This window comes from Paraburkholderia sp. EG286B (genome assembly GCF_040965655.1).
Lineage (GTDB): Bacteria > Pseudomonadota > Gammaproteobacteria > Burkholderiales > Burkholderiaceae > Paraburkholderia.
Genome location: NZ_JBFRCF010000007.1, coordinates 378,980 through 400,854 on the forward strand (window position 1 = coordinate 378,980; position 21,875 = coordinate 400,854).

A 21,875-nucleotide genomic window follows, 5' to 3' on the forward strand; every position below is an offset into this window, starting at 1 on the left:
CATCGTCCTCCCAGGGTGGCAACATGCATTACGCGCAATTGCGGGCATTTCATGCGGTGGCGGAGCAGGGCGGCTTTTCGAAGGCGGCCCGCGCGCTTGCGCTTACCCAGCCGGCGATTTCCGATCACGTGCGGCGCCTCGAACAGGACTATGGCGTCCAGCTTTTCGAGCGCACCGCGCGGGGTGTCGAACCGACGGACCTCGGCCGGCGTCTCTACGCGGTGACACGCCAGATGGTGGCCTGCGAGCGCGACGCCCGCCGCTTGCTCGAAGCCGCGGGCGAGCTCGAGTCGGGCGAGCTTTCCCTCGTCGCCGACGCACCGGACCTGGCGATGAGGCTGATCGGCGCGTTCCGGATGCGCCATCCGGGGATCGTGGTGAAACTCTCGGTGGCCAACGCGACCGAGTGCATGCAGCGCGTGCTGGCGGGCGTCGTCGATGCCGCGATCTCTGCCGCACGGGTCGTGCATGCCGGCCTGGAAACGCGGGTGCTGTGCGAGGCGCCGCTCGTCGCTGTCGTTCCTGCCAGCAGCGCGCTGGCCACGCAGGCTGTGCTCAGCTATGAAGCGCTCGCGCTCGAACCGATGATCTTCCGCGAAACGCAATCCGTCACGCAGCAACTGCTCGAAGCGGAACTGGTCCGCAAGGGCCTGCAAGTGCGTCCCGTGCTGTACGTGGAAGGTCGCGAAGCGTTGCAAACCGCGATTACGCAGGGCGTTGGCGTGGGTGTCATCGCGCGCACGGAGTTCGGCGGCTCGCCGGGCGTGCGCGCGATTGCGCTCGCCGACTGCCAGGTCCGCATGGTCGAGTCGCTGGCGCGGCTCGCGGACCGCTCGGCGTCGAACCTCCTCGATGCACTTTTTAGTACCGACCCTGTATCGCCCTGACTTCGGGCTCGATCGTTGCTACCCCCTACCGCGGGTCCGCCAGGCGATCGAACAGGCGCAGATGGGCGGACAACGATCGACTCATACGAAGCAGAAGGCATCTGTCATGAAACGCGAAGCATGAAAGAACGAGCCACTGTCGTGTGCTGGCAGCGAGGACGGATTCTCCTCGTCGAACGGGGACGATCGAGATGGTCGCTGCCCGGCGGCACGATCCGGCGTGCAGAGTCGCCAGCGGACGCTGCGCTGCGTGAACTCGCCGAAGAAACCACGCTCGAGGGCTGCGAGCTGGGATACCTGTTCCAGTTCGGCGGGCTCAACAAGCGGCACCACGTCTTTTTCTCCGTGCTGCACGACGACGCGAGACCTGCGCCGAGCAACGAGATCCTAAGGTGCCGCTGGTTTCGTCCCCAGAAGGTATCGACACTGATTACCAGCGTGCCGACACGCGAAATCGTCAGTCTCCTGTTCGGTCATGAAGTGGAGCAACCCACGCTCATGCGCGCGTAACGCGCTCTGCCGCCGCGCGGCCTCGTTCCCCGCAGCCCCGTCCAGTTTCGAATCCAGACGTCACTCCACGCGCGCCGCCCGCAACTATCGGGCGCGCTGATGAATGAGATCGCAAATTGCGAGTTTTTCTATTGGCCGCTCATTTATACGATATTCACTATCGGCACAAAGTTTGTGCAGCTGCACCGCAAGCGTATCTGGAGGAGCGATGGAACATCAGCCCCGCACGCAGAATGAAAAGCTCGAGGTCAAGACCACGACGTGCTACATGTGCGCGTGCCGCTGTGGCATACGCGTGCATCTTCGCGACGGCGAGGTTCGTTATATCGACGGCAATCCCGAGCATCCGCTTAATCAGGGTGTGATCTGCGCCAAAGGCTCGTCGGGCATCATGAAGCAGTATTCGCCGGCGCGCCTCACGCAGCCGCTGCTGCGCAAACCGGACGCCCTGCGTGGCACCGCCCAGTTCGAGCCCATCTCCTGGGAAGCCGCATTCGACATGCTCGAAAAGCGCCTCGCGCACTTGCGCGCGACCGACCCGAGGCAATTCGCGCTCTTCACGGGCCGCGACCAGATGCAGGCGCTCACAGGCTTGTTCGCCAAACAGTTCGGCACCCCAAACTATGCGGCGCACGGCGGCTTCTGCTCGGCGAACATGGCGGCCGGCATGATCTATACGATGGGCGGCTCGTTCTGGGAGTTCGGCGGACCGGACCTCGACCGCGCGAGGCTGTTCTTCATGATCGGCACCGCGGAGGATCATCACTCGAATCCGCTGAAGATTGCGATTTCGAAATTCAAGCGCGCGGGCGGCCGCTTCATCGCCATCAATCCGATCCGCACGGGCTACGCGGCAATCGCCGATGAGTGGGTGCCGATCCGTCCCGGCACGGATGGCGCGCTGTTCATGGCGCTCATGCGTGAGCTGATCGAACAGAATGCGTATGACCGCGAGTTCGTCGAGCGCTATACGAATGCGGGTGAACTGCTCGACCTGCGCGCCGACCGCGATACATATGGCCTGTTCGTGCAGGACCCGACGGTCGAAGTGCGCAATCCGCTCTTTCCGCAGAATCACCTCTGGTGGGACGCCGCGAGCCAGCGCGAAGTGCCGCATCACGCGCCGGGCGTGCGACCCGCGCTGGAAGGGCGCTACACGCTCGCGGACGGCACGCCGGTCGCGCCGTCGTTCGAGTTGCTGCGTGAGCAGGTTGCCGACTGCACGCCGGAGTGGGCGGCGCAGATCACCGGCATTCCCGCCGCGACGATCCGCCGGCTGGCTCAGGAAATGGCCGATGTCGCGCGCGATCAGAAGGTCACCTTGCCGATTCAGTGGACCGACGCCTGGGGCGAAACGCACGAAACCGTGACGGGTGCGCCCATTGCCTTTCACGCCATGCGCGGGCTCGCCGCGCATTCGAACGGCTTTCAGTCGATACGCGGCCTCGCCGTGCTGATGTCGCTGCTCGGCACCATCGACCGGCCCGGCGGTTTCCGCCACAAGTCGCCTTATCCGCGCGCCGTGCCGCCCTCCGCGAAGCCGCCCAACAGTCCCGACGACGTGAAGCCGAACACACCGCTCGCGAACGGTCCGCTGGGCTGGCCCGCCGCGCCGGAAGATCTGTTTATCGACGCCAAGGGCGAGCCCGTGCGCATCGACAAGGCGTTTTCGTGGGAGTACCCGCTCGCCGTGCATGGTTTGATGCATAGCGTCATTACGAACGCGTGGCGCGGCGATCCATATCCCATCGATACGCTGTTGATCTTCATGGCCAACATGGCGTGGAATTCGTCGATGAACACGATGGAAGTCCGCAAGATGCTCGCGGACAAGCACGAGAACGGTGAGTACAAGATTCCGTTCATCGTGGTGTGCGATGCGTTCCAGTCGGAGATGACGGCCTTCGCCGACCTGATTCTGCCCGACACGACCTACCTCGAACGCCACGACGCGATGTCGATGCTCGACCGGCCCATTTCCGAATTCGATGGTCCTGTGGACTCCGTGCGCGTGCCCGTCGTTCCGCCGACGGGCGAATGCAAGCCGTTCCAGGAGGTGCTCGTCGAGCTGGCGAGCCGCCTGAAGCTGCCGGCCTTCACGACGCCCGAAGGCACGCGCAAATACCGCGACTATCCGGACTTCATCATCAATCACCAGACGGCGCCGGGCTCGGGCGTGGGCTTCCTGATCGGCTGGCGCGGCAAGGACGGCGACAAGGCGCTGGTCGGCGAACCGAACCCGCGGCAGTGGGAGGAGTACGCGAAGCACAACTGCGTCTACCACTACACGCTGCCCGAGTCGCTGCAGTACATGCGTAACTGCAACGGGCCTTATCTGGATTTCGCCGTCGAAAAGGGCTTTCGCAAGTTCAACGAGCCGATCGTGATCGCGCTTTACTCAGACGTGATGCAGAAGTTCCGGCTCGCCGCCCAGGGCAAGACCAAGGGCCGGCAGCCGCCCGAGCATTTGCGCGCGCGCATCGAGCAATACTTCGACCCGCTGCCGTTCTGGCATGCGCCGCTCGAGCACGACGCGACCGATCACGCGCAGTATCCGCTCGCGGCCGTCACGCAGCGTCCCATGGCGATGTACCACTCGTGGGACTCGCAGAACGCCTGGCTGCGGCAGATTCATGGCGAGAACTATCTGTACATGAATCCGCGCACGGCGGCGGCGCAGGGCATCGAGGACGGCGGCTGGATCTATGTCGAATCGCAGTGGGGCAAGGTGCGCTGCCTCGCGCGCTACAGCGAAGCGGTCGAGCCGGGCACGGTCTGGACGTGGAACGCCATCGGCAAGTCGGCGGGCGCCTGGAATCTCGGACCCGACGCCAACGAATCGCAGCGTGGCTTCCTGCTGAACCACCTGATCGCCGACGAGCTTCCCGTCAAGCGCGCCGATCACACGCGCACCTCGAACTCAGATCCGATCACGGGGCAGGCCGCGTGGTACGACGTGCGCGTGCGCATCTACCCGGCAGAGGCGCACGCCGACCACACGCTACCGCAGTTCGCCCCCATGCCCGCGCTGCCGGGCGCCGTTGGCACCGGTGGCGCGGGGGGCTTCATCCATCGCGTCGTGCAGACATATTTCGCCGGGCGCGGCGAGTTTGCCGCGCGTCTTGCGAAAGCCGCGCAACGCAAGTGAAACGGAGAGCATGCTATGACACAGATGGCGCTCGTGATCGATCTGAACGTCTGCGTGGGCTGCCACGCGTGCGTGACGAGCTGCAAGGAATGGAACACGTCGGGCGAGGCGGGCAGTCTTGCCGACTTTCGCCCGTATGACGCCGATCCGTCGGGCACGTTCTTCAACCGGGTGCAGACGTTCGAAGCCGGCGAGTATCCGCTTGCCGACACCATTCATTTTCCCAAGTCGTGCCTGCACTGCGAGGACCCGCCGTGCGTGCCGGTCTGTCCGACCGGGGCAAGCTACAAGCGCAAGGAAGACGGCCTCGTGCTGGTCGACTACGACCGCTGCATCGGCTGCAAGTACTGCGCGTGGGCCTGCCCCTACGGCGCGCGCGAAATCGACGAAGCGCGCAAGGAAATGACCAAGTGCACGCTGTGCTCCGACCGCATTTACAACGAAGCGCTGCCGGAGCGCGACCGCAAGCCCGCGTGCGTGCTGGCGTGCCCGACCTCGGCGCGCCTCTTCGGCGACATTCACGATCCGGAGTCGGTCGTGTCGAAGGCGATCCGCGAACGGGGCGGCTATCAGCTGATGCCCGAGTGGGGAACCCGGCCGTCGAATCACTATTTGCCGCGTCAACCGGTGACGTCCTGCGGCAGCGGCTCGTGTTCGTGCAAGACAGCGGGCGCGGGGGAGACCGAAACGCTGGAAACGCAGGTCGAACACGGCGCGCTCAATCTCGCGTCGATCGCCACGCGCGTATGAGCACGTCAGCGCGCCCGCATGGCGCGCCCCGAATCGAAGAGTGGAGAACGGTATGAATCCGGCATTTTCCGTGGTGTTTCTCACCACGCTGAGCGGTGCGGGCCAGGGGTTGCTGATCGCGCTCGTCGGCGTGGAACTGTCGCAACGGCTCGGCTTCGGCGACGTGGCGGCGGTTCCGGCGATGTTCTATGTCGTCGGCGCGGCGCTTTCGTGCGCGCTGGGCGCATTGGGGCTCGTGGCGTCGTTCTTCCATCTCGGCCATCCCGAGCGGGCATGGCGGGCCATTGCGATGTGGCGCACCTCGTGGCTGTCGCGCGAATGTCTGTGTCTTCCCGCGTTTCTGGCCTGCACGTTCGCCTATGGCCTCGCGCACCTGCTAGGGGCGTCGTATTCCCTCGCAATAGGGGGCGTGGCTGTCGTCGCGAGCCTGCTGCTGTTCGTGTGCACCGCGATGATCTACGCGTGTCTGCGCTTTCTGCAGGAATGGGCGACGCCGCTCACGCTGGTCAACTTCGTCTTGCTCGGCTGCGCGTCCGGCTTCACGCTCGCGACCGCGTGCGCCGCAAAGTTTGCACCGGCCATGGCGGTGCCGCTCGCCGTCTGCGCCTGCGTGTTGACGCTGGCGGGCTGCGCGTCGCGTACGGCCTCGCTGGTCCGCAACGCGCGCCTGCGCCCGAAATCGACCGTGCAAAGCGCGACCGGCATTCGCGCGGCACGCGTCGAGCAGAAGTCGCGCGGGTTTACGGCAGGCGCCTTCAATCTGCGCGAGTTCTTTCACGGCAAGACGCCAGGCGCGCTCAAACGCATCAAGTGGACGTTCCTGATCGCGGCGTTCCTCGCTCCTTTCTGCCTCGTGGCGATCGGCGGCGGCATTCGATCCGTTGGGCTCTCGTTCGCGGTGTTTTGCCTCGCGGCTGTGATCCAGTACGCGGGACTGGTGGCGGAGCGCTGGTTTTTCTTTGCCGAAGCGCGGCATCCGCAGAATCTCTACTATCAGCGTTCCTAGTGGAGTGGGAGGCATCCAGCCTCGAGCCTTAACCGGCGGCTACACGCACGCTACTCGCGGAACGTCTTCGCGGTTTCCGTTGCGGCATGCCTCAGGTCGGGCACGAAGGCGAGCAGATCGTCGAGCGCGACGCGCCCGACCGGCGCCTGCACGGCGATTGCCGCGCACGCACGGTTGCGGTCCAGCATCACGGGCACGGCGATCGCGATCAAGCCCTGTAAATGCTCCTGATTGTTGATCGCGAGTTGCCGCCGTCGTGTCACCGCCAGCTCCTTGCGCAACGCTTCGCGGTCGGTGATCGTTTGCTCCGAATGCGCGCGCAGCGGCAGCGTGTCGATCATGCGGTCGCGCCGCTCCTTGGGCAAAAAACTCAGCAGCAGCTTGCCGCTCGCCGAACAGTGCAGCGGCACGTGCGAGCCCGGCTGCAGATGCATGCGCAGCGGCCATTCGGTCTCCACGCGGTCGACATAGACCACGTCGTTGCCGGCGAGCATGGTGAGATTGCAGGTCTCGCCGATCTTTTCGACGAGCTGTTCGAGCAGCAAATGCCGCGCCGCCGCCGGCCCCGCATGCATCAGCACGTTCACCGCCATCATTCTCACGCGCGCCGAACACTCGTAGAGCTTGTCGTTGGCGCCGCGCGTGACGAGCCACGCGTCGGTGAGCTGCGCCAGGATGCGGTGCACGGTCTGCTTGGGCAAGCCGAGCGCATCCACCAGATCCATCATCGCCAACGGACGGCCCGCCTGGGCTAGCGTTTCCAGCACGCGGAACGCGCGGACTGCCGCCGCATTCGATTGGTTCGATGTGGACACGCTTGTCTCCTGCGTCGGTTGCGTTGTGCGGTCGACGCCAGCTTTCCCGTCATTGTGCATCTCCCAATGCGATTTTCGGGACTGGTGAAAGTCCCGAAAATCGCATATTCCGCGCCGTCATAGCCGAGTGTCACCGAATGTGCGGGAATCGGGACTCGCATTCACGCGCCGATGAATAGATTGGCAGTACAGCCAATTATTTGATCGGAGCGCGCCGATGAATGTGAGAGAGACCGTCGCCAATGCCGCCGGTGCGGGCAAACCCGAAGCGCCCGCGCCGCAGATCGCCGCGCTCGTGGCGCGCGCGCGTGCCGCGCAGCAAGCGTTCGAGTTCGCCGGGCAGGCAACCCTGGACACCGCTGCAGCAGCAGCCGCGTGGGCGATCATGGAGCCCGGCCGAAACCGCGAGCTAGCCGAGCTGGCGGTGCGCGACACGGGACTCGGGAACGCCGACGACAAGTTCCGCAAGAACTACCGCAAGACGCTCGGGCTGCTGCGCGACCTGCATGGGAAAAAGACCTGCGGCGTGATTGCGCGTGACGAGGCCACAGGCATCGTCGAAATCGCGCGCGCGGTCGGGGTGGTCGCGGCGATCACGCCGTCCACCAATCCGGCCGCGACGCCCGTCAACAAGATCGTCAACGCGCTCAAATGCGGCAATGCGGTGATCGTCGCGCCTTCGCCGAAGGGCTATGGCGCGTGCGAGGCGCTCATCGGCTTCATCCACGCGCAGTTCGCCAAAGCGGGGCAGGACCCGGCGCTCGTCCAGATGCTGCCCGCGCCGGTGGACAAGGTCGCCACCGCCGCGTTGATGCGCGAAGCCGACCTCGTGGTCGCGACGGGCTCGCAGGCCAATGTGCGCATGGCCTACGCCAGCGGGACGCCGGCCTTCGGCGTGGGGGCCGGCAACGTCGCGTCGATCGTCACGCGCACGGCGAACCTGCGCGATGCGGCGCACAAGATTGCCGCGTCGAAGACCTTCGACAACGCGACGAGCTGCTCGTCGGAGAACAGCGTCGTGATCGACGAGGCGGTCTACGACGCGATGCTGCACGAACTCGCCGCGTGTGGCGGCGTGCTGCTCGACGCGCAGCAAAAGGCGCGGTTGCAGGCGGCGATGTGGACCGACGGCAAGCTCTCTGCGCGCTGCACCGCAAAATCCGCGGAACAGATCGCGCGCGCCGCCGGCCTCGACGAGGTGGCAGAGGTCGCGGCGCACACAGGCGCGTTCCTGATGGTCGAGGAGAGCGGCTTCGGCGCAGCGCATCCTTTTTCGGGCGAAAAGCTCGCGCCGGTGCTCACGGTCTACCGCGCGCGCGATTTCGACGCTGCGGCGGATATCGTCCGCAGCCTCTACGCGTATATGGGCGCGGGCCACTCGGTCGGCCTGCATACGGACGACCCGGAGCAAGCCGTGACGCTGGGTTCGACGCTGCCGGTGGCGCGCGTGATCGTCAACCAGGCGCATTGCTTTGCGACGGGCGGCAACTTCGACAACGGCCTGCCGTTCTCGCTCTCGATGGGCTGCGGGACCTGGGGGCGCAACAACTTCTCGGACAATCTCGGCTTTCGCCAGTACCTGAACATCACGCGGGTGGCGTACCCCATCACGGAACACGTACCCGAGCTCGACACCTTGCTCGGCGACTATTTCCGGAGGTTCGGCCAATGAGCGCGCCCGCCACGATCCGCGCGCTGATCGAAGCCCGCGCCGCGCAGTACCCGGACAAGCCCTTCCTGCTGGCCGCGCCCGACGAAGGCCCCACGGAAGATGCCGACGCAGCCGCCGACAGCGCCACTGCGGGCGCGACGCTGACCTTCGGCGAACTGCTCGATCGTTGCCGCGCGCTCGAGAGCCGCTTTCGCGACGCCGGCCTCAAGCCGGGCGACGTCGTTTCGGTCCTGATGGGCAACGGCATCCAGACTGCCACGCTGCTGCTCGGCGCGATGTACAGCGGACTGATCGCGCATCCGCTCAACCTGCTTTGCCAGGCGTCGCAGCTGGCCTATATCGTCGAGCATTCGGATACGCGGATGATCTTCGCGAGCGCGCAGACCAGCGTCGCGCTCGCGGCGGCGCTCGCCGCGCTGCGCGAGCAGGGCATGTCGCGCAACATCGCGCTCGTGCGTACGGAGCCGGATGCCGTTGCCTTGCCGGTGCTGCCCGCACTCGAAACTGTGACCGCCCATGAGGCGAGCGCTGTGCCGGCGGCGGCGAGCCTCGCGGGCCTCCCGGTCCTGGAATCAGCGCCCGTGGAAGAAGCCCGGTCCGGGCCCGATGGGGCCGACATCGCCCTCCTGATGTACACCTCAGGCACGACCGGCTCGCCGAAGGGCGTGCTGCTCAGCCACGCAAGCCTCCATGCGAACGCGCGCAACATCAGCCTCGAGCACCGGCTCGCCGACGACGACCGCGTGCTGGCATCGCTGCCGCTCTATCACATCAATGGCCTCGTCGTGACCTTGCTTGCGCCGCTCTGGCACGCGGGCTCGGTCGTGCTGACGCCGCGCTTCTCCGGGCGCACGTTCTGGCGCGACGCCGCCAGCTACGGCTGCACGTGGATCAACGTGGTGCCGACCATCGTCGCCTATCTCCTCAACGGCGACGAACCGCGCGGGCTCGACCTCTCGGCGCTCAAGTTCTGTCGCAGCGCGTCTGCCGCGCTGCCCGCCGATCATCATCGCGCCTTCGAGGCGCGCTTCGGCATTGGCGTCATCGAAACGATGGGGATGACCGAGACCGCCGCGCCCGTCTTTAGCAATCCGTACGATGCATCGCAGCGCCGCATTGGCAGTATCGGCCTGCCATCGGGCGGCGAAGCGCGCGTGATCGATCGTGACGGCCGTGAATGCGGACCGAACGAGTGCGGCGAAATCGTGCTGCGCGGCGCCCAGCTCATGCGCGGCTACTACAAGCGCCACGAGGAAACGGCGAAGGCGTTCACCGCCGACGGCTGGCTGCACACCGGCGACCTCGGCTATCGCGACGACGAGGGCTACTTCTACATCAACGGCCGTTCGAAGGAACTGATCATCAAGGGCGGCGAGAACATCGCGCCGCGCGAGATCGACGAGGCGCTGCTGCGCCATCCGGGCGTGCTCGACGCGGCGGCCGTCGGGGTGCCCGATCCCACCTATGGGCAGGAGATCGTCGCGTTCGTGGTGGCGCGCGAGGCGCACTGGCACGGCGCGCCCGACCCGGACGCTCTGCGCGAGCACTGCCTGCGCGAACTGGGCCGCTACAAAACGCCGAAAGAGATCCGCTTCGTGAACGAACTGCCGCGCGGCCCCTCGGGCAAGGTCCAACGGCTGAAGCTCGTGACGCCCTCGGGCTGATACACGACTGCGCCTCGCGCGCCAATGCGCGCATCCGACCCGGCGACACAAAAGAGAGACTCAGGAGACGACGACATGAAGCAGCACGCGCAGCGCGTCAAGACGCGCCATATCATTCTCGCGGTCATGTGTCTGATGTATTTCATCTCGTACATCGACCGCGTGAATATCGCGGTCGCGGGACCGCTGATCCGCCACGAAATGGGCCTGAGCGCGGTGCAGCTCGGCCTGGTCTTTTCCGCCTTCGCCTATCCCTATGCCGTCATGCAGATCATCGGCGGCTGGCTTTCCGACAAGTTCGGTCCGAAGATCGTGCTCACCGTGCTTTCGTTGATCTGGGGCGCGGCGACGCTCGCCACGGGCTTTGCCGGTAGTGTCGCGATGCTGGTGGGGCTGCGCTTCGCGCTCGGCGTGGGCGAGGGCGGGGCGTTTCCCACGGCCACACGCGCTTTCACGTATTGGATGCCGGTGGGCGAACGCGGCTTCGCGCAGGGCATCACGCACAGCTTCGCGCGCCTGGGCGGCGCGATCACACCGCCGCTCGTGCTCGCGGTGGTCGTGGCAGGCGGCTGGCGCGACGCGTTCATTCTGCTCGGCATCGTGAGCCTCATGTGGACGGTGCTCTATCTCTTCGTATTCACGAACTCGCCCGAACAGAACCGGCGCGTCACACCCGAGGAAACCGCCGAGATCGGCTATTGCAAGGGCGACTGCGACCGCGCGAAGCGCCAGGCGACGCCGTGGCGCGCGCTCGTGCGGCGCATGTGGCTCGTCACGTTCGTCGACTTCTGCTATGGCTGGCTGTTGTGGGTCTATCTCACGTGGCTGCCGTCGTATCTGAAGGAGTCGCGCGGTTTCGATCTCAAGCAGCTCGCGCTCTTCACGGCGCTGCCGCTGCTCGCGGGCGTGGTGGGCGACACGCTCGGCGGCGTGGTCTCCGACCGCATTTACAAGTGGACGGGCCGGCTGCGCTTCGCGCGCTGCTCGGTGCTCGTGACGGGCATGGGCGGCTCGCTCATTTTCCTGCTGCCCATGGTGTCCGTCTCGAACCCGATGGTCGCGGTGCTGTTCCTCTCCGCTTCGTTCTTCTTCCTCGAGATCACGAATCCGGTGCTGTGGACGCTGCCGCTCGATATCGCCGGCAAGTACGCGGGCACGGCGGGCGGCATGATGAACACGGGCTTCGGCATTGCGGGGATGGTGTCGCCGGTCGTGTTCGGATACCTGATCCAGCACACCGGCAGCTACAACGTGCCGTTCCTGATCTCGGCCGGGTTGCTGGCGCTGGGGATCGTCGCGGCGCTCTTCATCGATACCGCGCGCACGGTCGAGGCCGACGAGGAACGCGAGCGGCGCATGGGCCCGGAAGAGGCAGGGGCGTTCGCGTTCCTCGACAGCATGCCGACCGTGCGGCTCGAGCGGCACACGCTGCGGCGGCCGCTGCGCTGGTGGCGTTGAGCCTCGCAGGGGAGGCGAGGCGTGAGGCACTACGTGCGGCGGCCCTGAAGGCGTCCGGGGGCTTCCGGTGCCTTGCGGGGGCCGTCGCCCAGGTACGCCTTATGCGCCGCCGTCGAGCTTGCGCAGGCGCCAGATGAGGCTCGACGTGTCGAAGCGGCTGCCGCCCAGGCGCTGCACGTCGCCGTAGAACTGGTCGACGAGCGCCGTGACCGGCAGCGCCGCGCCGTTGCGTTTCGCTTCGTCGAGGCAGAAGCCGAGGTCCTTGCGCATCCAGTCCACGGCGAAGCCGAAGTCGAACTTGTTGGCCATCATGGTCTGGCCGCGGTTGTCCATCTGCCAGCTCGCGGCGGCGCCCTTGCCGATCACGTCGAGCACGAGCGCCATGTCGAGCCCGGCGCGCTCGCCGAAGTTGATCGCCTCGGACAGCCCCTGCACGAGGCCCGCGATACAGATCTGATTGACCATCTTGGCGAGCTGGCCGGCGCCCGCTGCGCCCACCAGCGTCACGGCCGCCCCGTAGTGGGCGAGCGTGGGCTTCGCGCGCTCGAAGGCGGCGGCTTCTCCGCCGCACATGATCGTGAGCTTGCCGTTCTGGGCGCCCGCCTGGCCGCCGGACACGGGCGCGTCGATGAAATGCAGGCCATGTTCGGCGGCTTTGGCCGAAAGTTCGCGCGCGACGTTGGCGGAGGCGGTCGTGTGGTCGGCAAACACGGTGTCGCGGGCCATGCCGGCGAAGGCGCCGTCCGCGCCGAGCGCGATGCTGCGCAGGTCGTCGTCGTTGCCGACGCAGGCGAGCACCAGATCGGCGCCCTGGGCCGCTTCGCGCGGCGTGGCGGCCGCGCGGCCGCCGTATTCGGCGACCCATTGCGCGGCCTTTGCGGCGGTGCGGTTGTAGACCGTGACGTCGAGCCCGGCCTTGGCGAGATGACCGGCCATGGGATGGCCCATCACGCCGAGGCCCAGGAACGCGACACGGCGTACCGGATTGGGGGCGGACGAGGATGCGGATTGGCTCACAGTGGCTCCTTGGAGTGGGGTTTGAGGCTGGGGCGGTTTCATTATCTCAGCTATCGGCGCGGCGCCTGAGCGGCGTCCGCACGAGGCGGCGCCGGCCTGGGCGCGAGCTGGACGCGGCCTGGACTCAACGATAAGGCGCGTCTGGCACTAGCCGCGCGCGTTTTTGTCAGCCGATACTCGGTACAACAAGACGGCCTGGCCAGCCTCGCTCGCGACTGGAGCAGCGCGCCCGGGCCCCCAAAAGGAGACAAGGATGCTCAGGTATCTGATCGGAATCGGCCTCCCTTTTCTGGGCGTCATCGGCGCGCTGCCGTGGGTGGCCGCACAGCAGGACCGCTACGTCTTCGGCGTGCCCTTCATCTACGCGTGGATCTTCGCCTGGTTCCTGCTGACCTCCGGGTGTCTCTTCATCTGCTGGCGCTGCTTCGACCGGCACCGCTACGCGAACGAGCACTAGCGAGCGCCCGCGGCGCAGACCGCATCCGCGCGCCACCGCCCATCCCATCGTCTCCACCCTGGAGAGCCGCGCATGTCCACATTCGTCTTCTCGCTCCTCATCGCCTTTTCGCTGTATCTCGCCATCCGCTCCCGGCGCGGCCACGGCAAGCAGAGCGTGCACGACTTCTTCGTCGCGTCGCGCCAGTTCGGCGTCGCGCTCGTGTTCTTCCTCACGGCAGGCGAGATCTACAGCATCGGCACGATGGTCGGCTTTCCGGGGGGCATCTATGCGAAAGGGCCGACCTACGGCATCTGGTTTCTCGGTTACATCCTGCTGGCTTACCCGATCGGCTATTTCATCGGGCCGCGCATCTGGGAGGCCGGCAAGCGGCACAACGCCATTACCCAGGCGGACCTCTTCAAGGGCCACTATCGCAGCCGCGTGCTCGAGCTGATCGTCGCGGGCTCGTCCATCCTGTTCCTGATCCCCTGGGGCGAACTTCAGTTCACGGGCCTCGTGTCCGCACTCAAGGGACTCGGCTGGCACGTTCAGCCGGTCTGGCTGATCGTCGTCTGCGCCGCGCTCGCGTTCACCTATATCGCCATTTCCGGCGTGCGCGCCTCCGCCTGGATTGCCGTGCTCAAGGATATCCTGATGCTGCTCGCGATCGTCGTGACCGGCGTGGCCGCCGCGTGGATGGCCGGCGGCACGCACGAGGTGTTCCATGCCGCGAGCCATCAGGTGAGCAACGCGATGACGCCGCCGCAGCTGCGCTTCTCCATGAGCACGATGCTGTTCCAGTCTCTCGGCTTCTACATGATGCCGTTCGCGGCGCAGGGCTTCTTCACGGCGCGCGGGCCCAACACGATCCGCCGGACCCAGATCGCGATGCCGCTTTACATGATGATGTACCCGTTCCTCGTGGTGGCCTCGTACTATGCGATCAGCGCGAACCTCAAGCTCGCCTCGCCCAACGACGCGTTCTTCGCGGCCGCCGTCCACCTGCTGCCCGACTGGCTGCTCGGCCTCGTCGCGGCGGGCGCCGCCCTCTCGGGGCTGCTCGTGCTGGCGGGCATCTGTCTCGCGATCGGGCCGATCGTCACGCGCAATCTCATTCCGAACCTGCCCGAGACGCGCCAGAAGCGCACCGCGAAATTCGTGATCGTGGCCTATCTGCTGGTGTCGATCGCCACCACGCTGCTCACGCCGAACCTCATGCTCTTGCTCATCAACCTGACCTACTACGGCGTGACGCAGTTCCTCCCCGGCATGCTGATCCTGCTCGCCGGACGCCAGGTGCGGCCAGGCGCGGTGGCGGCCGGCATTGTCTGCGGCCAGGGCCTCGCGATCGTGTGCTACGTGCTGCATATCGGCTTCGGCGGCATCAATCTCGGGCTCGTGTGCCTGGCTGTGAACGTGCTCGTCGTCTTCGTGGGACATATCCTGTTGCGGCCGTCCGGGCGGCGCTATGGCATGCCCGATCCGCTTCACCATCATTCATAGGAGTTGAGCCTGTCAATGAATCCGCAAGCCTCGTCTGCTTCTGCCGGTCAGCCGGTCACCGTTTTCGCGGCGCGCCGCATCCTCACGCTCAACCCCGGCCAGCCGCACGCGACGCACGTGGCCGTGCGCGAGGGGCGCATTCTCGCGGTCGGCACGAGCGAGGACGCCGCGCGGTGGGAGACGCAATACGGCGCCTGCACGCGCGACGACACGCTGCGCGACAAGGTGCTGATGCCGGGGCTCGTCGAAGGCCATTGCCACCTGATGGAAGGCGCGGTATGGGATGCGGTCTACGTGGGCTACTACGACCGTCGCGGGCCGGACGGCAAGCTGTGGCACGGGCTGCGCACGCTCGACGCGGTGCTTGAACGCCTCTCGGAAGCCGAACGCGCCATGACCGACGACGGCCCGTTGCTCGCGTGGGGCTTCGATCCGATCTACTTCGGTGCGGCGCGTCTGACGACACGCGAACTGGACACGGTCTCGGCGAGCCGCCCGATCGCGATTCTCCATGCGAGCGTGCATTTGATGAACGTGAACGGCGCGATGCTCGCGCTCGCCGGCATCGACGAGGACACCGACGTGGACGGCATCGCGCGCGACACGCAGGGCCGGCCCACGGGCGAACTGCAGGAGTTCGCGGCGATGTTCCCGATCTACCAGGTGATTGGCGGCAAGCTCGCGATCGCGGCCAGCGAGAAGCCGCACGCGGTCTGGAATTTCGGCCGCGTTGCGCAACTCTCGGGCGTGACGACGGCCACCGATCTCGTCAACGATCTCTCGCCCCAGGGCAACCAGACCTTGCACAGCGTCACGGCCGACCCCGAGTACCCGGTGCGCATCGTGCCCGCGTTCGCGCCGCAGCGTAATCCAACACAGAGCGCAGCCGGCGTGCTGGAGGCGATGGCGGGCACTACCGACAAGCTGCGCTTCGGGCCGGTCAAGTTCATCGTCGATGGCTCGATCCAGGGCTTCACGGCACGCGTGCGCTGGCCAGGCTATGCGGGCGGGCAGCCCAACGGCCTGTGGCTGATTCCGCCCGCGCAACTGGTCGAGGTGTTCGAGCCGTACCACTGCGCAGGGTTGCAGCTGCATATCCACACCAACGGCGACGAAGCGACCGAGGTCGTGCTCGACGCGCTGACGACGCTGCTCGCGCGCCATCCGCGGCTCGACCACCGGCACACGCTGCAGCACTGCCAGATGGCGGACGCGGCGCAGTTGCGGCGCATCCGTGCGCTGGGCCTGTGCGTGAACTTCTTCGCGAACCACATTTACTACTGGGGCGATGCGCACTACGGCCAGACCATGGGCCCGGACCGCGCGAACCGCATGGACCCGGCCGGCTCGGCGCAGCGCATGGGCATTCCCTGCGCGTTGCATTCGGACGCGCCCATCACGGCGTTGAGCCCGCTGTTTACCGCGTGGTGCGCGGTGCGGCGCGAAACGGCCAGCGGCCGCGTGCTGGGCGAGGCGGAGCGGCTCACGGTCGACGAGGCGCTCCATGCGATCACGCTCGGCGCCGCGTACACGCTGCGGCTCGATCACCTGATCGGCAGCATCGAGGTGGGCAAGTTCGCCGATTTCGCGGTGCTCGACGAAGACCCGAGCACCTGTGCGCCCGAGCGACTGAAGGACGTGCCGGTGTGGGGCACAGTGCTCGGCGGACGCGTCATGCGTGCCCCGCGATGAATCCCGCCGCCACGCCCGCGACCGCGCACGCGCCGATCGACCTCGCGGTGATCGGCGGCTACCTCGGCGCGGGCAAGACCACGGTGGTCAACCAGTTGCTGGAGGCGCCGCACGGCAAGCGCATTGCGGTGCTCGTCAACGACTTCGGCGCCGTGAATATCGACGCCCGGCTCGTGCGCGCGCGCAGCGACGACGTGATCGAGCTCGACAACGGCTGCATCTGCTGCACGATCGGGGGTGCGCTCGTCGATGCGCTTGCTCGTCTGGCCGCGCGCGAAGAGCGGCCAGACCTGCTGCTGATCGAGGCGAGCGGCGTGTCCGACCCAGCGAAGATCGCCCAGGTGGGCTTGCTCAACGGCGCGTTTCGTCTCACGGCGGTGCTCGTGATTGCGGATGCGCTCGAGTTCGTGCACACGCTCGCCGATCCGCTGGTCGGCACGATGGCGCAGCAGCAGATCGACAGCGCAAGTGCGGTGATCGTCACCAAGCTCGATCTGATCGAGGCCGGTGCGCGCGAGCGAGCCGTCGCGGACGTGTGCGCGCTGGCGCCCACCGACATCGTCGTGGCCGCGGATCACGGCCGCGTCCCGCCCGCGCTGCTGTTCGACGCAAGCGTGCCGCAAACGCGCGCGCTCGCCGATGCCAGGCGCTGGCAGCACCAGCCGCTCGGGTCGAACGCCGGCGTGTTGCCCGCCTTCGCAAGCGTGACGCTTGCCGCGCCCGACGTGCTGGACAAGGCGCGCCTGCGTGCATGGCTCAAGGCGCTGCCGCGCACGATCCTGCGCGCGAAGGGTTTCGTGCGCGTGGCCGATGCGGATGGCGGCATCGGCACCCGCGTGTGCCAGGTCGCTGCCCGCCGGCTGCGCATGACGCCGCCCGCGCAGAGCGAGCATGCGGCGGCGAGCGCGGAGAGCGTCATCGTCTTCATCGGCTTCATCGATCCGGAAACCGAAGCGACGTTGCGCGACGGACTGCTCGCGTGTTGCGTGCATGCCGCCGCCTAGTGCCGCATTCCATGCCGCGCGCGCAGCGCGGCGAACCCTTTACCGCACCCCGCTCATGGCCAGATGTCGCGTGTGATGGCGACGGCCCACCCAGGCGGCCGAGAGCGCGCTCACGAGACCCGCGAACATCGTGTAGAGGCAGATGAGCCACGGATCGCCGCCGTTGCGCTGCAAGAGCCAGGTCGCGATGATGGGGCTGATGCCGCTCGCGAAGATGCCGGAGAACTGATAGACGAACGAGATGCCGGAGTAGCGCACGTTGGCGTCGAACAGCTCCGCGAAGAGCGCCGCCTCGGGTCCGTACACAGACGCGTAGATGACGCCTAGCGGAATGATCACCGCGATCCACACGAACACAGGCGAGCCGCCGCTGTGCTTCATGAGCCAGAAGCCGAAGAACGACGACAAGCCCGTGAAGAGCGAGCCCCAGAAGTAGATGCGGGTCCTGCCGATGCGGTCCGAAAGGCGGCCGAAAAACGGAATCGTGAAGATCATCGTGAAAGCGGCGGCCATCACGGCGAGCAGGGCGTCGGTGCGCGAGAGCTTGAGCGTCTGCGTGAGATAGGCGATCGTGAAAACGGCAAAGACGTTGAAGAACACACCGTCGATGAAGCGCGCGCCCATGCCGGCGAGCACGTTGCCGGGATAGCGGGAGAGCACCTCGGCGATCGGCACGCGGACCTCGGCGCCCTGTTGTTTCACGCGTTCGAACTCGGGTGTTTCCAGCACACGCAGGCGGATATACATGCCGATCGCCACGAGCGCGAAGGACAGGAAGAACGCCACGCGCCATCCCCAGGCGAGAAACTGCGCATTGCTGAGCACGGACGAAAGCAGCGCGACCACGCCCGACGCGAGGCACAGCCCGATCGCGAGGCCGATCTGCGGAATGCTCGCATAGAGGCCGCGCTTGCCCTCGGGCGCGTATTCGAACGACATCAGGACGGCGCCGCCCCATTCGCCGCCCAGGCCCAGGCCCTGCGCGACGCGCAGGACGAGCAGCAGCGCGGGCGCCCACAGGCCGATCTGCGCATAGGTCGGCACGGTGCCGATCAGCACGGTGGCGACGCCCATGATCGAGAGCGTCATGATCAGCATGCTTTTGCGGCCGAGCCGGTCGCCGAAGTGACCGAACACGATGCCGCCGAGCGGACGGCTCAGGAAGCCCACCGCGAAGGTGCCGTAGGCGAGCATCGTCGAGATGAGCGGATCGCCGCTCGGAAAATAAAGCTTGTTGAAGACGATGCCGGCGACGACGCCGTAGAGGAAGAAGTCGTACCACTCGATGGTCGCGCCGATCAGGCTCGCGACGACCACGCGCCTCATCTGCCTGGCGTCGGTGCGGGGCAATGCGTTCATGGCTGTCTCCTTTTTGGGCGCACCTGGTGCGGTGCGGTTCCTTGAAAATCCGGTTTTTTCGTCAGGTATCCTTTATTTACTGCGTGTCGTTTCGGTGCTGAATGAACTACTTGCTTGAGCCCCTGAGTGTGGTGACTTCAGGGGTGGGCCTCGGCATGCTCCCGTTGCGGCTCGGTGAGGCTCGCGTGGTCCTCGAGAATCATGTCGGCGGCTTTCTCCGCGATCATGATCACGGGGGCGTTGGTGTTGCCGGAAACAAGCTCGGGCATGATCGACGCGTCGACGACGCGCAGCGCAGCGAGGCCATGCACGCGCAGGCGATCGTCGACGACCGCGGTCGCGTCGCGGCCCATCTTGCAGGTGCCCGCGGGGTGATAGATGGACTGGCTGAACTGGCGCGCGGCTTCCAGCAACTCGGCATCACTCTGATACCGCTCGCCTGGCACGAACTCGGACACGATGTGCGGCGCAAGCGACGGCGCGGCGGCGATGCGGCGCGCCACGCGAATGCCGCCGATCACGACGGGATGGTCGCGCGCATCGGACAGATAGTTGGCGCGAATGGCGGGGTACTGAAGCGGGTCGGCGGAGCGGATTTCGACGCTGCCGCGGCTATGGGGACGCAACTGGCAGACGGACGCCGTGAATGCCGAGAACGGATGCGCGCCCTGGCCGGGCTTGTCGGCGCTCAGCGGCTGCATGTGGAACTGGATGTCGGGGCGCTCGACCGCGGGGTTCGAGCGCGTGAAGATCGCCACCTGGCTGGCCGCCAGCGTGAGCGGCCCGGTGCGCCAGAGCGCGTATTGCAAGCCGATCAACGCCTTGCGCAACGGATGGTTGACCTCGTCGTTGAGCGTGCGTTCGCGCGTGCGGAACACGAGCCGCACCTGAAGATGGTCCTGCAGGTTCTGGCCGACGCCCGGCAAGTCGTGCAGTACGGCAACGCCCGCATTGCGCAACACATGAGCCGGGCCAACTCCGGAGTGCTGAAGAATTTGCGGCGAACCGATCGCACCCGAAGCGAGAATGACCTCGACGCGCGCCCGCGCAGTCTTCTTCACACCGTCCTGCAGATACTCCACGCCGACCGCGCGGCGCCCTTCGAACAGGATCCGGCTCGCCTGCGCCCGCGTTTCCACGATCAGATTGCTGCGTTTGCGCGCGGGTTTGAGAAAGCCCTTCGCGGTGCTCCAGCGAAAACCGTTATAAGCCGTCTGCTGAAAGTAGCCGACCCCTTCCTGGACCGCGCCGTTGTAGTCCTCATTGAGCGGGATGCCGATTTCCTGTGCGGCGGCGATGAAATGGTCGGCAATGGGCCGGCGCAAGCGCAGGTCGGAGACTTTCAGCGGTCCTCCTACGCCGTGCCACGCGTTCGCGCCGCGCTCCTGATCCTCGGACTTCCTGAAATACGGGAGAACGTCGGCATAACTCCAGCCGCGATTGCCGAGCGCCGCCCATCGATCGTAGTCCTCACGCTGCCCACGCACGTAGAGCAGGCCGTTGAGCGAACTGGATCCGCCGAGCACCTTGCCGCGCGGCCAGTCGATCTGCCGGCCGGCCACGCCTTCGTCCGGCTCGGTGCGATAGCACCAGTCGAGCGCGGGGTTATGCATGGTCTTGAAGTACCCGACCGGGACGTGGATCCACGGATTGTTGTCTTCGCCACCCGCTTCGAGCAGCAGCACGGCGTTGCGCGCGTCGGCACTGAGCCGGTGGGCAAGCACGCAACCGGCCGATCCGGCGCCGACGATCAGGTAGTCGACCTCATGGTCCATGAATCCCGTCTCCTCGAAATCCAGGGGCGGCATGACGCGCCGCGTTTTCGGATCAATGTCGGGGAAGGGGATGCCGACCGCAAGCGGCGATCGCACGCACGGGCCGAAAGTGAAACGGAAACTGCCGAAACGGAATCAGAAAGCCACGGCGCAGCGCGTACCTTTTGCCGCCGAAGCGGCGACGCGCCGGGGCCCGCTCAGGCGAGCGAGAGCCCCTGGAGCAGCGGCGCGAGCCGGCTCGCCGTTTGCTTCATGCGGCCCACCGACTCCAGCAGTTCCTCGAGGGTCGCGCGCGCGGTCGGCGCATGCACGGCGAGCGCGGCGAGCACGCGTTTGCTGGCGGGGTCGCGCACGGGCACCGCAATCGCCACCATGCCGCGCACGAACTCTTCGTTGTCGATGCCGATGCCGCGCACCGCGAGCTGCTCAAGCTCGGCCGCGAGCGCTTTGGGGGCGGTCAGGGTGCGGTGCGTCATCTTCGTCAGCACGAGGCGTTCGAGCAGCGCGTTGCGCTCGAGCACGCTCATCTGCGAGAGAAAGAGCTTGCCGCTCGCGGTGCAGTGCAGCGGAACGTGCATGCCTGGACGCATCTCCATGCGCAACGGCTCCGTCGTCTCGACGCGCTCGATATAGAGCACGCGGTCGCCGTCGAGCGCGGTGAGATTGCAGGTTTCGCCGAGCGATTCCACGAGTGTGCGCAGCAGCACGCGGCACGAGCGCGTGAAGGTGTTGTTGGCGAGCGTGGCGAGCGCGAGCTGCGCCGCGCGCGGGCCCAGCGCGATGCTGCGGTCGTGCCCGCGCGAATCGGGCATGTGGATCACGTAGCCGCGCGCTTCCAGCGAATCGATGAGCCGCAGCAGTGTCGCCTTGGGAATATGCAGCCGGGCGGACAACTGCGAAAGCGTGTACGGCTGGCCCGCGGACGCCAGTTGCTCCAGCACCACGAGCGCGCGCAGCACGCGGGCGTCATCCGCCGACGATTCTTCGCGCAGCGCGGGGGTATGGTCTTTCGCCCTGATTTGCGGTGGGGTTTGCGTCGTCTCTCGCGCTGTGTCGCGCATCGGTCTCCTCCTGAAGGGCGTGGAAATGAAACGAATTGTTCGAGTTTCCGGGCTTTTTTCAGTATGAGCGCAAAGTTCGCGGCGTTACGTAGCGGATTACCCCGATATGTCATGC

At 66.5% G+C, this 21,875-nt stretch carries 17 protein-coding genes; 12 read left to right on the plus strand and 5 right to left on the minus strand.

The window, feature by feature from the left end; genetic code table 11:
* Positions 1-23: 23 nt before the first annotated feature.
* From AB4Y42_RS18295 to AB4Y42_RS18315, 5 genes are all read left to right on the plus strand, one after another.
* Positions 24-887 carry a LysR substrate-binding domain-containing protein gene (locus AB4Y42_RS18295; RefSeq protein ID WP_368694928.1) on the plus strand — a complete coding sequence of 288 codons (864 nt, stop codon included), beginning with the start codon at positions 24-26 and terminating at the stop codon, positions 885-887.
* Between the two features lie 120 nt (positions 888-1,007).
* Entirely contained in the window at positions 1,008-1,397 is a 390-nt protein-coding gene (locus tag AB4Y42_RS18300; RefSeq protein WP_368694929.1) for an NUDIX hydrolase, read from the plus strand.
* A 208-nt stretch (positions 1,398-1,605) separates the two neighbouring features.
* Positions 1,606-4,545: a molybdopterin oxidoreductase family protein gene (locus AB4Y42_RS18305; RefSeq protein WP_368687787.1), complete on the plus strand. Its 2,940-nt coding sequence runs from the start codon at positions 1,606-1,608 to the stop codon at positions 4,543-4,545.
* A gap of 15 nt (positions 4,546-4,560) precedes the next feature.
* Positions 4,561-5,295, plus strand: a complete 735-nt coding sequence (locus AB4Y42_RS18310; protein ID WP_368694930.1) for a 4Fe-4S dicluster domain-containing protein — start codon at positions 4,561-4,563, stop codon at positions 5,293-5,295.
* Positions 5,296-5,347: 52 nt separating this feature from the next.
* Positions 5,348-6,301: a dimethyl sulfoxide reductase anchor subunit family protein gene (locus AB4Y42_RS18315; protein ID WP_368694931.1), complete on the plus strand. Its 954-nt coding sequence runs from the start codon at positions 5,348-5,350 to the stop codon at positions 6,299-6,301.
* A 50-nt stretch (positions 6,302-6,351) separates the two neighbouring features.
* On the opposite strand, the gene AB4Y42_RS18320 is transcribed toward AB4Y42_RS18315, so the two are convergent.
* Complete coding sequence (locus AB4Y42_RS18320) at positions 6,352-7,116, minus strand: IclR family transcriptional regulator (protein WP_246089173.1); 765 nt, start codon at positions 7,114-7,116, stop codon at positions 6,352-6,354.
* Between the two features lie 217 nt (positions 7,117-7,333).
* Here AB4Y42_RS18320 and AB4Y42_RS18325 point away from each other — a divergent pair, with 217 nt between their 5' ends.
* From AB4Y42_RS18325 to AB4Y42_RS18335, 3 genes are all read left to right on the plus strand, one after another.
* Positions 7,334-8,788 (plus strand): aldehyde dehydrogenase family protein, encoded by a 1,455-nt coding sequence (locus tag AB4Y42_RS18325; RefSeq protein ID WP_368694932.1) that lies wholly within the window; start codon positions 7,334-7,336, stop codon positions 8,786-8,788.
* Positions 8,785-10,452, plus strand: a complete 1,668-nt coding sequence (locus tag AB4Y42_RS18330; protein ID WP_368694933.1) for an AMP-binding protein — start codon at positions 8,785-8,787, stop codon at positions 10,450-10,452. The genes AB4Y42_RS18325 and AB4Y42_RS18330 overlap by 4 nt, the downstream gene beginning before the upstream one ends.
* 75 nt (positions 10,453-10,527) lie before the next feature.
* Positions 10,528-11,910, plus strand: coding sequence for an MFS transporter (locus tag AB4Y42_RS18335; RefSeq protein ID WP_368694934.1), 1,383 nt, complete (start codon positions 10,528-10,530; stop codon positions 11,908-11,910).
* Positions 11,911-12,009: 99 nt separating this feature from the next.
* Here the strand turns inward: AB4Y42_RS18335 and AB4Y42_RS18340 are convergent, their stop codons facing one another.
* Positions 12,010-12,969 (minus strand): NAD(P)-dependent oxidoreductase, encoded by a 960-nt coding sequence (locus AB4Y42_RS18340; RefSeq protein WP_368694935.1) that lies wholly within the window; start codon positions 12,967-12,969, stop codon positions 12,010-12,012.
* 211 nt (positions 12,970-13,180) lie between these two features.
* Here AB4Y42_RS18340 and AB4Y42_RS18345 point away from each other — a divergent pair, with 211 nt between their 5' ends.
* From AB4Y42_RS18345 to AB4Y42_RS18360, 4 genes are all read left to right on the plus strand, one after another.
* Positions 13,181-13,384, plus strand: a complete 204-nt coding sequence (locus AB4Y42_RS18345) for a DUF3311 domain-containing protein (protein ID WP_324157821.1) — start codon at positions 13,181-13,183, stop codon at positions 13,382-13,384.
* Between the two features lie 72 nt (positions 13,385-13,456).
* Complete coding sequence (locus AB4Y42_RS18350) at positions 13,457-14,869, plus strand: sodium:solute symporter (RefSeq protein WP_368687778.1); 1,413 nt, start codon at positions 13,457-13,459, stop codon at positions 14,867-14,869.
* Positions 14,870-14,884: 15 nt separating this feature from the next.
* Positions 14,885-16,561: an amidohydrolase gene (locus tag AB4Y42_RS18355; protein WP_368694936.1), complete on the plus strand. Its 1,677-nt coding sequence runs from the start codon at positions 14,885-14,887 to the stop codon at positions 16,559-16,561.
* Positions 16,558-17,565 carry a GTP-binding protein gene (locus tag AB4Y42_RS18360; protein WP_368694937.1) on the plus strand — a complete coding sequence of 336 codons (1,008 nt, stop codon included), beginning with the start codon at positions 16,558-16,560 and terminating at the stop codon, positions 17,563-17,565. The genes AB4Y42_RS18355 and AB4Y42_RS18360 overlap by 4 nt, the downstream gene beginning before the upstream one ends.
* A 39-nt stretch (positions 17,566-17,604) precedes the next feature.
* On the opposite strand, the gene AB4Y42_RS18365 is transcribed toward AB4Y42_RS18360, so the two are convergent.
* From AB4Y42_RS18365 to AB4Y42_RS18375, 3 genes are all read right to left on the minus strand, one after another.
* Complete coding sequence (locus AB4Y42_RS18365) at positions 17,605-18,924, minus strand: MFS transporter (protein ID WP_321922481.1); 1,320 nt, start codon at positions 18,922-18,924, stop codon at positions 17,605-17,607.
* Between the two features lie 137 nt (positions 18,925-19,061).
* Positions 19,062-20,699: a GMC family oxidoreductase gene (locus AB4Y42_RS18370; protein WP_368694956.1), complete on the minus strand. Its 1,638-nt coding sequence runs from the start codon at positions 20,697-20,699 to the stop codon at positions 19,062-19,064.
* A gap of 197 nt (positions 20,700-20,896) precedes the next feature.
* Entirely contained in the window at positions 20,897-21,760 is an 864-nt protein-coding gene (locus AB4Y42_RS18375) for an IclR family transcriptional regulator (RefSeq protein WP_368687773.1), read from the minus strand.
* Between the last annotated feature and the right edge of the window lie 115 nt (positions 21,761-21,875).

Bases quoted from the DNA above. Each gene is read 5' to 3' on its own strand.
- AB4Y42_RS18325 (WP_368694932.1), top strand. From the start codon at position 7,334: ATGAATGTGAGAGAGACCGTCGCCAATGCCGCCGGTGCGGGCAAACCC.
- AB4Y42_RS18305 (WP_368687787.1), top strand. From the start codon at position 1,606: ATGGAACATCAGCCCCGCACGCAGAATGAAAAGCTCGAGGTCAAGACC.
- AB4Y42_RS18355 (WP_368694936.1), top strand. From the start codon at position 14,885: ATGAATCCGCAAGCCTCGTCTGCTTCTGCCGGTCAGCCGGTCACCGTT.
- AB4Y42_RS18370 (WP_368694956.1), bottom strand. From the start codon at position 20,699: ATGGACCATGAGGTCGACTACCTGATCGTCGGCGCCGGATCGGCCGGT.
- AB4Y42_RS18375 (WP_368687773.1), bottom strand. From the start codon at position 21,760: ATGCGCGACACAGCGCGAGAGACGACGCAAACCCCACCGCAAATCAGG.
- AB4Y42_RS18310 (WP_368694930.1), top strand. From the start codon at position 4,561: ATGACACAGATGGCGCTCGTGATCGATCTGAACGTCTGCGTGGGCTGC.
- AB4Y42_RS18315 (WP_368694931.1), top strand. From the start codon at position 5,348: ATGAATCCGGCATTTTCCGTGGTGTTTCTCACCACGCTGAGCGGTGCG.
- AB4Y42_RS18330 (WP_368694933.1), top strand. From the start codon at position 8,785: ATGAGCGCGCCCGCCACGATCCGCGCGCTGATCGAAGCCCGCGCCGCG.
- AB4Y42_RS18345 (WP_324157821.1), top strand. From the start codon at position 13,181: ATGCTCAGGTATCTGATCGGAATCGGCCTCCCTTTTCTGGGCGTCATC.
- AB4Y42_RS18365 (WP_321922481.1), bottom strand. From the start codon at position 18,924: ATGAACGCATTGCCCCGCACCGACGCCAGGCAGATGAGGCGCGTGGTC.
- AB4Y42_RS18340 (WP_368694935.1), bottom strand. From the start codon at position 12,969: ATGAAACCGCCCCAGCCTCAAACCCCACTCCAAGGAGCCACTGTGAGC.
- AB4Y42_RS18350 (WP_368687778.1), top strand. From the start codon at position 13,457: ATGTCCACATTCGTCTTCTCGCTCCTCATCGCCTTTTCGCTGTATCTC.
- AB4Y42_RS18335 (WP_368694934.1), top strand. From the start codon at position 10,528: ATGAAGCAGCACGCGCAGCGCGTCAAGACGCGCCATATCATTCTCGCG.
- AB4Y42_RS18360 (WP_368694937.1), top strand. From the start codon at position 16,558: ATGAATCCCGCCGCCACGCCCGCGACCGCGCACGCGCCGATCGACCTC.
- AB4Y42_RS18295 (WP_368694928.1), top strand. From the start codon at position 24: ATGCATTACGCGCAATTGCGGGCATTTCATGCGGTGGCGGAGCAGGGC.
- AB4Y42_RS18300 (WP_368694929.1), top strand. From the start codon at position 1,008: ATGAAAGAACGAGCCACTGTCGTGTGCTGGCAGCGAGGACGGATTCTC.